Genomic DNA, 10,513 nt, shown 5'->3' on the forward strand with positions numbered 1-10,513 from the left:
CCGCAGTTTTAGGTCAATCAAGCCTAAACCAATGGTACTGGGTCGCTGGCGATGACAACAACTGTTACCAATCAAAGTAAGACTCGGCTGCTCGCCGTGTCAGAATGTCTATGCCGACCTGAATTCATTCTTGCCTGCCTGTTGGCTTTGATCATCGCTCTTTGCGTTGCGTTATCCATGATCAAGGCCCAGCCCATCGCCTGGGCTGGTTTCGGGCTTGGTTTGACGCCCACATTGGGTCTGTTCGCTGTGGGGGTTTATATTCGACAGTTTAAAAACCAGCCGCGCATTGCACAGCTTGCCATCGCGAACAGCCTGTTTTTAGGATTTATGGGCATCACGACGTTGCTGATTTACCTGCGCTTCCCAATTTCAGAGTTGGTGTATGACCAATGGCTGATGCAGGCCGACGCAGCAATCGGATATTCGTGGCCCAATATAATAAAGACAGTCGCAGCTAATCCGGATTATGGGTACGTGCTGCGCTTTGTTTATCTCAGCTCACTGCCGCAACTTTTCATTATGGTAGCTTACCTAGCGTTGACCGGCAGGGCCGAAACACTGAACCAAGCTTTGCTGGCCGGAACCCTCAGCCTTTTGCTGACAACCTTAATCTGGTGGATCGCACCAAGTGTCGGGCCATCGGCATTTCACAGTCTGCCCGCCGGACTAGAAAGCCAGATAGGTCTTGTCACAAACAGTAACTACGCCGAAATTCTACGCAGCTTGGCCCATCAGGGGCTGGAGGTGATCAGACCGTCGGACATTGTAGGAACAATTGCCTTTCCGTCCTACCATACCGTTATGTCGCTTTTAGTGGTTTGGTATTTGCGTGGCACACCACTAATAATTCCAGCGTTAATGCTCAACATCATGATGATACCCGCAATACTGTCTCACGGTGGGCACCACTTGGTTGACTTGGCCGGGGGAATGTTAGTTTTCGCAGTCGCAGCTTGGTTTGCAACGCGATCATGGATGCACCACGCAAAAGGCTAGTTCAAACCTCTCCGATCAGACCTGCTGCTTCGATACCTTTAATCGCGGCGGCGGCGTCATTATCCGAAGTATCACCTGTAACTCCTACTGCACCGATTACAGCGCCCTTTCGGTCGCGTAATAATACACCTCCGGGTACTGGGATAACTTGTCCGCCATAGACGCCATTCACACAGGCCATGAAGTAGGCTTGCGCTTCGGCCCTTTGCATCTGCGCAGTACCCGCCATTCCCAACATAACCGAACCGTAGGCCTTGCCCTGAGCTATCGCAAAGCGACCCGGAGCCGCTCCGTCTTCACGTTCAAATGCGATCACATGACCACCAGCATCCAGCACAACCACCGATAAGGGCTTCATTCCGACCTCGCGGCCATGTTCCAACGTCTTGCGCACGATCGTTCGTGCCTTGCGTAGTGAAATCGACATTTCCAGCCCTTTCGCGTGATGGCTTTTTGTTAAAATGCAAGAACAGGCACTCTTGCCATAAAATACCTAATTATTCTGTGCTTTCAGTTCCAAACGTCGAGCATGCAAGACGGGCTCGGTATAACCTGAAGGCTGAACACGCCCTTTAAACACAAGGTCACAAGCCGCCTGAAAAGCTATGCCATCAAAACCCGGAGCCATTGGGGTGTAAACCGGGTCATCCGCGTTTTGACGGTCCACAACGGCAGCCATCTTTTGCATGGCCGACATCGTCTCTGATTGGCTTACCACATCGTGATACAGCCAATTGGCCAATGCTTGGGACGAAATACGACACGTTGCCCGATCTTCCATCAGGCCAATGTCGTTAATGTCAGGTACCTTTGAACAACCAACGCCCTGATCGATCCAACGCACGACATACCCAAGTATGCCTTGCGCATTGTTTTCGATCTCGCGGGCAATTTCTTCGTTGCTCAAATTGCGACCACCCAGCAACGGAATAGTCAGCAGATCGTCCAATGTGCCGCGTGCTCCACCAGCCGCGATTTCATCCTGCCGCGCCAAAACATCCACCTTGTGATAGTGCGTCGCATGCAAGGTTGCGGCCGTTGGTGACGGCACCCAGGCACAAGTAGCCCCTGCCATTGGATGAACGATTTTGGCGGCAAGCATGTCACCCATCCGGTCCGGCATAGCCCACATGCCTTTACCGATCTGAGCCTTTCCCTTTAGGCCACATGCCAGCCCGATATCAACGTTGCGATCCTCGTACGATGTAATCCAAGGCGTGTCCTTGATATCGCCTTTGGGCAACATTGGGCCGGCTTCCATTGACGTATGAATTTCGTCTCCGGTTCGGTCCAAAAACCCGGTATTAATGAACGCTACTCGGGATTTTGCTGCCCGAATACATTCTTTTAGGTTCGCCGAGGTTCGGCGCTCTTCATCCATAATGCCAAGCTTCACAGTATTGCGGGGCAGACCGAGGATGTCTTCGACCATGTCGAAAATTTCCACCGAAAACGCAACTTCTTCCGGCCCGTGCATCTTGGGCTTGACCACATAAACAGAACCTTCGACCGAGTTGCCACCCTCTCTCTTCAGGTCGTGCATAGCGATCAGCGTAGTACAGAGCGCGTCCATCAAACCTTCGCCAATCTCGCGACCCTCAGCGTCCAGAATCGCGGGATTGGTCATAAGGTGCCCGACATTGCGGACAAGCATCAGCGAACGACCTTTTAGCGTTGCTGATCCGCCACCAGCTTGGGTGTAGGTAACATCATCCGACAGTTTACGGGCAAACGTTTTACCACCTTTAGTGACCAGTTCGACGAGGTCACCTTTCATTAGGCCCAGCCAATTGCCGTAGGCAACCACTTTATCCTCGGCATCAACACAAGCGACCGAGTCCTCGCAATCCATGATCGTAGTCAAGGCAGACTCAAGGCGAATATCTGAAATGCCAGCAGGATCTGACGCCCCGATCGCACTCGACGGGTCGATCATAATCTGAAGATGTAGACCGTTGTTTTTGAGCAGTATGAAATCGGGACTGTCTGCCGCTCCCCCAAAGCCAACAAATTTAGCAGGGTCGGACAAGGCCGGCACAAGGGTGCCGTCTGCGACACGCAATCCTGCAGCGTTCGACCATGACCCGTCGGACAACGGCGCGACTTCATCTAAAAAAGACTTGGCCCAAGCGATTACTCGCGCGCCGCGCACAGCGTTGTAACCTGCGGCATCTGGCAGATCACCCATGGCGTCTGTGCCGTATAAGGCATCATACAGACTTCCCCAACGAGCGTTGGCAGCATTCAGCGCAAAACGAGCATTAGTAATGGGCACAACCAACTGAGGCCCGGGAGTGAACGCTATTTCGGGATCGACGTTGGTGGTTTCGATCTGAAAATCGGGCCCTTCTTCGACCAGATAACCGATTTCGCGTAAAAATGATTCATATGCAGAAGCATCGTGTTCCTGCCCCTTTCGAGCCGCGTGCCAGCTATCTATTCGGCTTTGCAGATCTTGCCGTTTTGCCAGTAGATCGCGGTTCTTTGGTCCCAGTTCACTCACGAGTCGCGCAAGACCGTTCCAGAAGCCCTGAGGCTCAATTTCCGTACCGGGCAACGCGCGTTTTTCGATGAAATCCACCAGAAATTGATCAACCTGCAGCCCGCTCCGGTTCACTCTCCCACTCATTTTCGTCGTCTCCCGCCTTGTATTCTCTTCCGTCCAACTTCCATCAAGTAGGGCGAATGTTTCCGATAGGCAACTCGCCTCTTCAAGTTCGCGGAATTTAGCAGTCTACAGATGTTTCAAAAACTTCCCAATGATCCCGGCGCCGAACTGTGGACTGTCTTGCGACATTGACGCGATAACCATAACGTCACGCCAAAATCAAACCAGCGAGGCCAAGATGAGCGACGCCGCCCCCACCACGATCTATCTGAAAGATTACACCCCATTTGGCTATTTGATTGACAGCGTGCATTTAACTTTCGATCTGGCTGCTCATGCCACACGTGTTACTTCTCGCATTGCGTTTCGCCCTAACCCAGATGCCCGTGACCGCAAGTTCTTTCTGCATGGAGAACAACTAAGGCTTATACGCGCCGCAATTGATGGTGCTGAAATCGCGCCAGAGGTAACCGACGAGGGTCTGACTGCCAATGTGCCCAACGCGCCTTTTGTTTGGGAAACCGAGGTGGAAATTGATCCGGGTAACAACACAGCGCTCGAAGGGCTGTATATGTCGAACGGCATGTATTGCACCCAATGCGAAGCCGAAGGGTTTCGCAAAATCACCTTTTACCCGGACAGACCAGATGTGATGTCCACTTTTACGGTTCGTATTAATGGCGATCTGCCTGTACTGCTGTCGAACGGCAACCCAACCGCTTCGGGCCAAGGCTGGGCTGAGTGGACTGATCCTTGGCCCAAACCCGCCTATTTATTCGCGCTGGTAGCAGGTGATCTGATCGCCTATCCAGACCAGTTTACGACCAAATCGGGTCGCGGCGTCGAACTGAATTTATGGGTTCGCCCCGGAGACGAAGGCAAATGTGCCTTTGGTATGGAAGCCTTAAAAAAATCGATGAAATGGGATGAAGAGGTTTATGGTCGTGAATACGATCTTGACGTTTTCAACATTGTGGCCGTCGACGATTTCAACATGGGCGCGATGGAGAACAAAGGACTGAACATCTTCAACTCTTCCGCCGTTCTTGCCAGCCCAGAAACCTCGACCGATGCCAACTTTGAACGGATCGAAGCGATAATCGCCCATGAATATTTCCACAATTGGACTGGAAATCGTATTACCTGCCGCGATTGGTTTCAGCTTTGCCTGAAGGAGGGCCTGACAGTGTTCCGAGATGCGCAGTTCACTTCGGACATGCGTTCCGCCCCAGTCAAACGCATCCATGATGCAATTGACCTGCGCGCGCGGCAGTTTCCTGAGGATAACGGCCCATTGTCTCACCCAGTCCGGCCCGAGAGCTTTCAGGAAATCAACAACTTCTACACTTCAACTGTCTATGAAAAAGGCGCTGAAGTCATTGGCATGCTTAAACGTCTCGTTGGGGACGAAGCCTATTCCAAGGCACTGAACCTGTATTTCGACCGCCACGACGGACAAGCCTGCACCATCGAGGATTGGCTTAAGGTTTTCGAGGACACTACGGGTCGGGACCTGACTCAGTTTAAGAGGTGGTACAGCCAATCGGGAACGCCGCGCATATCTGTCTCGGAAAGTTGGGATAGTGGTACCTATACTCTGACTTTAAGCCAGGAAACGCACCCGACACCGGGACAAACCGAAAAACTTCCGCAAGTCATTCCGGTCGCTTTCGGATTGCTCGGGCCAAACGGAGACGAAGTTCGCGGAACTCAGGTTCTGGAACTAACCGAAGCGACGCAGAGTTTTCAATTCACCGGGCTTGCCGCAAAACCTAATCCTTCGATTTTGCGGGATTTTTCGGCCCCAGTTATACTTGACCATGGTCACTCTAATGCAGACCGCGCTTTCCTACTGGCGCACGACACCGATCCATTTAACCGTTGGCAGGCAGGTCGTTCTCTGGCCGAAGACAATTTATTTCGCATGATCACGCAGGATAGCGCACCTGATGGGCAATTCCTGGATGGGCTCTTGGCTGTGCTGCGCGACGGGGATCTGGACCCAGCTTATCGTGCGCTGATGTTGCAATTGCCCTCGCAATCAGAATTGGCCTCAACCCTTTATGACTCTGGTCACACGCCAGACCCCTTGGCAATATGGACTGCGATCGAAACTTTAAAACAGGCCACTGCTCAGCATGTGCAGGACCTGTTACCGCGGTTGCATAGCGAGTCGTTGGTTGACGCACCCTATCAACCAGATGCGGAACAGTCGGGCAAGCGTGCTTTGGGTAACGCTGCTTTGGCGCTGACGACCCGGCTGGACAGTGGAACGCAGGCAGCGGCTGAATATGACCGCGCAAACAATATGACCCAGCAGCTTGCTTCGCTTGCGTGCCTGCTGCGCGCGGGCAAGGGTGAGACACAATTATCTTCTTTCTACGATCAATGGCAGCATGACCGGCTGGTTCTGGACAAGTGGTTTGGGTTACAGATTTCGCTGGCCTCTCCGGATGCAACGCCTGCGGTAGCTCTGGGTCTGACCCAACACCCCGAGTTCAACTGGAAGAACCCCAACCGGTTCAGAGCTTTGCTGGGATCCTTGGCGACAAACCACGCCGGGTTCCACCACGCTGACGGCTCGGGTTATCAACTTTTGGCGGATTGGTTGATCCGCCTCGACCCGGTAAATCCGCAAACAACAGCGCGGATGTGCACCGCCTTTCAAACTTGGAAGCGATACGACGACAAGCGCCAAGCCCTGATGCGCGCGCAACTGACGCGAATTTCCGAAACTCCTAACCTGTCACGGGATACAACTGAAATGGTCTCACGTATCTTGGACGCATGACCACGAAGGCACCGCCCTTTACGTTCGTTCGTCACAACCGTTCCCAGCGAACGGTTGTGATACTCATCGTTGTTTACACCGTGCTGATCGGAATGGTGATCCTGTTCGACGCTGTCTGGTGGCTGATGGGAATTCTGGCCTTGGCGACGCTGCCAGCTGTGTGGGACGTGATGAAAAACACAAGTGCCGGAATGCAACTGGACGGTCAAAAACTTTATTGGCACACAGGCAACCGGAAAGGACAGTTGTCGCTTACCCAGATAGATCGGTTCCGGTTCGACACCCGTTGGGATTTCTCCGTTCGTGTATCGGCAATTCTGAACTCAGATAAGCGAGTGCGCTTGCCGGATGAGTCGCTGCCACCTCATCGAGACCTTGAAATGGTGTTAAAGGGCGCTGGGTTTGCAGTAGAGCGCCATCATTTTAGAGTATTTTGAAACGATCACCCTAAAAAACATGGGATTGATCTCAAAATTGCCTGATCATTTGCCCATTTCTTGATTTAAAATAACCGTCTGGACACACTGTTATTGTTACACGTTTGTTCCAGTACGAGTTTTGCCATGGTCCGGTCAATTGGGTCTCTGTTCGCCCGTTTAACAACTTCAAACCGTCAGCCTGAACCGCAGCCATTTGCGGCGACGTCCGTCAGTCGAGTTGAAGATGACGCTTCGGGCAAACTCAATATTCCAATTGCGAATATGAATGAAGAGGAACAAATCGGTCACCGGGCAATTGAACGCGGTCGCCATCTGGCGCGTCAGGGTTTTTGGTCACAATTGTCGTCCGAGATGCGGGCGACGGACAAAGCTGGCGAAACCTATCCTCTTACTGAACTACTAGCTTTTGGCGCCAGATCCGACGTGGTACTTGCTGTCGAACACGCGCTATCCGGAGGCGCAGAAATAGCTGACTACGATCTGCTGTGCGGAATTTCGGAACTTGAAGGCGAAATGAATGATCATCCCGATGATCCCATGATCGGTCTGGTTGTTGCTCGGGCACATATTGATCTGGCATGGGCATGGCGCGGAAACGTTCCTGAAGCGAAATTGCCAAAGTTGCATCTGTCGCGCTGTACCGCACATTTCGACCGAGCGGCGGCAATCTTAAAAAAATGCCGTGAGCAGGCCAGCAACAGCCCAGCCATTGCAGCCGCAGACTGCGCTTTGCTGGCCGGTCATCGAACCGATGAAGTCAGGACCGGCTACAAATTTGAAAAACTGATCGAACTGGATCCTTACAATCACCGGCACATGCGCGCTTTGGGTACACACCTACTGCCTCGGTGGTTTGGCAGCTACGAAACACTTGAAAACTTGGCGTTGCGGGTGGCTGCAAGCACTCAGGCGATCTGGGGCGCAGGCGGATATACTTGGGTGCAGTTTGACGCCATAGCACATGATGACGAAGCCTGCGCTCGAGTCGACGTCGAATATTTTCTGGACGGCCTGCGGGATATCGTAACGCGTAGGCCAAATCAGGACATGATAAACCTGTTAGCGGCTTATTGCGCGATCACTCTGAAAAACCAAATGGGACGTCACGCAGAAGCGGATGAAGTACGCCAACAGATTTGTGACGCAGCAGATTGGCTGATCAGAGATCATCTGACAGAATTGCACCCGCTGATCTGGGCGCACGCTGCGAATGGTTTCGATGACAGCCTGCGCATCAATTCAGCTGAGCGTTTCGCGGCCGGCGGGCACCGCGACGCACTGCGGGCGATTGGCAACTTGTTTCGCGACGAATTGCTTAGCGGAACAAGCGTAACCTTCACGCCAAGTGGTCTTCAATTTAAGAACAATTGAAGAAGTCCCAGGCGCATTGCCCGGATTCACCGCATAAGACCCATTCCCCCTTGCCCCTAAGCCACGGCAGGCATAATACGCTGGTCTAGATTTCTTCGGATACGAGGCGCGCCATGCTCGACCTGACTTATGATATGCCCAAACCAAAGACCATTGCCGGGGCCAAGCACGATTGGGAACTGGTGATCGGGATGGAAGTACATGCGCAGGTCTCGTCAAATGCAAAGCTGTTTTCAGGGGCATCCACCAAATTCGGGGCAGAACCGAACGCCAATGTGGCCTTTGTGGACGCGGCAATGCCTGGCATGCTTCCAGTTATTAACGAGTACTGCGTCGAACAGGCCGTGCGCACCGGACTGGGGTTAAAGGCGGAAATCAACCTAAAGTCAGCCTTTGATCGCAAGAACTATTTCTACCCCGACCTACCGCAAGGCTACCAGATTTCTCAGCTTTATCACCCCATCGTAGGCGAAGGCGAAGTGCTGGTCGAAATGGGCGATGGCACTGCCCGCGTGGTTCGGATCGAACGCATCCACATGGAACAGGACGCAGGTAAATCAATTCATGACATGGACCCGAACATGTCCTTTGTCGACCTGAACCGCACCGGTGTTTGCCTGATGGAGATTGTCAGTCGTCCAGACATACGTGGCCCGGAAGAAGCCGCTGCATATATCGCTAAATTGCGGCAGATCATGCGTTATTTGGGTACCTGCGACGGAAATATGCAAAACGGCAACCTGCGCGCGGACGTGAACGTTTCCATCTGCCTACCGGGCGCTTACGAGAAGTACCAGGAAACACAGGATTTCTCGCATCTTGGAACGCGTTGCGAGATCAAGAACATGAACTCTATGCGCTTTATCCAGCAAGCGATAGAAGTAGAAGCCCGTCGTCAGATTGCTATCGTGGAAGGCGGTGGAGAAATCGAGCAGGAAACTCGCCTTTATGACCCAGACAAGGGCGAGACCCGTTCCATGAGGTCAAAGGAAGAAGCGCATGATTATCGTTACTTCCCCGACCCAGATCTGCTTCCGTTGGAAATTGAACAGACATGGGTGGATGATATCGCGTCCAAGTTGCCAGAACTGCCGGACGACAAGAAAGCACGCTTTGTCACAGAGTTTGGCCTTACAGACTATGACGCGTCGGTTTTAACAGCCGAGGTGGAGTCAGCCGCTTATTTTGAAGAGGTCGCCCAAAACCGCAATGGTAAACTAGCCGCCAATTGGGTCATCAACGAGCTTTTTGGCCGGCTGAAGAAAGAAGACCACGATATCACTGACTCTCCCGTATCTCCGGCCCAGCTGGGAGGTATCATTGATCTGATCGCCTCGGATGCTATTTCCGGTAAGATCGCCAAGGACCTGTTCGAAATCGTCTATACCGAAGGTGGCGACCCAGCACAGATCGTAGAAGAACGCGGTATGAAGCAGGTAACCGACACCGGCGCTATCGAGGCCGCTCTGGTCGAGATTATCGCAGCCAATCCGGCTCAGGTAGAAAAGGCCAAGATTAACCCGAAATTGGCGGGCTGGTTCGTTGGTCAGGTCATGAAAGCCACCGGAGGCAAGGCCAATCCTAAAGCCGTAAACGAACTGGTGAGTCAAAAGCTGGGACTGTAGCTTCTTCTGTTCAGGCAACAATTTAAGTGTCAGGTCATCGACTTGACTCCTTTACTGTTTGGACCCTTTCTTTGGCGCCAGAGAGGTAAGGTGTCATGCAAAAAAGATTTGATCAGGAACTTCAAGCCCGTCTTGTGCGCTATGCGGCGGTTGACAGCCAAAGCGACGAGACATCTGCCTCAACCCCAAGCACAAAAACTCAGCTCGACATGCTGAACCTGTTGCAACAAGAGCTTACGGAAATTGGTGCACAGAACGTTGAAGTAACTGATGACAGCGTTGTTGTGGCAACTATTCCGGGAACCGCTCCGGGACCGACCATCGGTTTTTTAGCACATGTCGACACCGCACCGCAGTTCAACGCGACAGGTGTTAAGCCACGCGTGATCAAAGGATACAACGGCGGTGACATTACATTTCCTGACGATCCAGACCTAGTGCTATCGCCCGATGAACACCCATACTTGGCCGAGAAAATCGGGCATGATCTTATAACCGCGTCTGGCACAACTCTGCTTGGTGCGGACGACAAAGCCGGAGTGTCGATTCTGATGACCATGGCGCGGCACTTGCTTGAAAACAAAGATATCTCTCATGGCCCGATCCGCCTCGCCTTTACTCCGGACGAAGAAATCGGACGTGGCGTGACAGAACGACTGCCCAAGGATCTGGGGGCTGA

At 52.7% G+C, this 10,513-nt stretch carries 8 protein-coding genes; 6 read left to right on the forward strand and 2 right to left on the reverse strand.

Annotated elements, in window-relative coordinates; genetic code table 11:
• Nucleotides 1-51: 51 nt before the first annotated feature.
• Entirely contained in the window at nt 52-999 is a 948-nt protein-coding gene (locus tag AC2FNV_RS07215) for a phosphatase PAP2 family protein (protein WP_170478886.1), read from the forward strand.
• A 1-nt stretch (nt 1,000) separates the two neighbouring features.
• On the opposite strand, the gene AC2FNV_RS07220 is transcribed toward AC2FNV_RS07215, so the two are convergent.
• Together AC2FNV_RS07220 and AC2FNV_RS07225 are read right to left on the reverse strand one after the other, a co-directional pair.
• Complete coding sequence (locus AC2FNV_RS07220) at nt 1,001-1,426, reverse strand: GlcG/HbpS family heme-binding protein (protein WP_170478884.1); 426 nt, start codon at nt 1,424-1,426, stop codon at nt 1,001-1,003.
• A gap of 66 nt (nt 1,427-1,492) precedes the next feature.
• On the reverse strand, nt 1,493-3,628 hold the full coding sequence (locus AC2FNV_RS07225; protein WP_170608052.1) for a malate synthase G: 2,136 nt from the start codon (nt 3,626-3,628) through the stop codon (nt 1,493-1,495).
• Between the two features lie 217 nt (nt 3,629-3,845).
• On the opposite strand from AC2FNV_RS07225, the gene pepN reads away from it, so the two are divergent.
• From pepN to AC2FNV_RS07250, 5 genes are all read left to right on the forward strand, one after another.
• Complete coding sequence (gene pepN, locus AC2FNV_RS07230) at nt 3,846-6,398, forward strand: aminopeptidase N (protein WP_170608054.1); 2,553 nt, start codon at nt 3,846-3,848, stop codon at nt 6,396-6,398.
• Nucleotides 6,395-6,835 (forward strand): hypothetical protein, encoded by a 441-nt coding sequence (locus AC2FNV_RS07235; RefSeq protein ID WP_170478878.1) that lies wholly within the window; start codon nt 6,395-6,397, stop codon nt 6,833-6,835. The genes pepN and AC2FNV_RS07235 overlap by 4 nt, the downstream gene beginning before the upstream one ends.
• A gap of 126 nt (nt 6,836-6,961) precedes the next feature.
• Complete coding sequence (locus tag AC2FNV_RS07240) at nt 6,962-8,209, forward strand: hypothetical protein (protein WP_170608055.1); 1,248 nt, start codon at nt 6,962-6,964, stop codon at nt 8,207-8,209.
• 113 nt (nt 8,210-8,322) lie between these two features.
• Nucleotides 8,323-9,834: an Asp-tRNA(Asn)/Glu-tRNA(Gln) amidotransferase subunit GatB gene (gene gatB, locus AC2FNV_RS07245; RefSeq protein ID WP_170478874.1), complete on the forward strand. Its 1,512-nt coding sequence runs from the start codon at nt 8,323-8,325 to the stop codon at nt 9,832-9,834.
• A gap of 95 nt (nt 9,835-9,929) precedes the next feature.
• Nucleotides 9,930-10,513: zinc-binding metallopeptidase family protein (locus tag AC2FNV_RS07250; RefSeq protein WP_496772839.1), on the forward strand; the 584-nt coding region annotated here is incomplete at its 3' end.

This window comes from Ruegeria sp. BHSA163, from assembly GCF_059613365.1.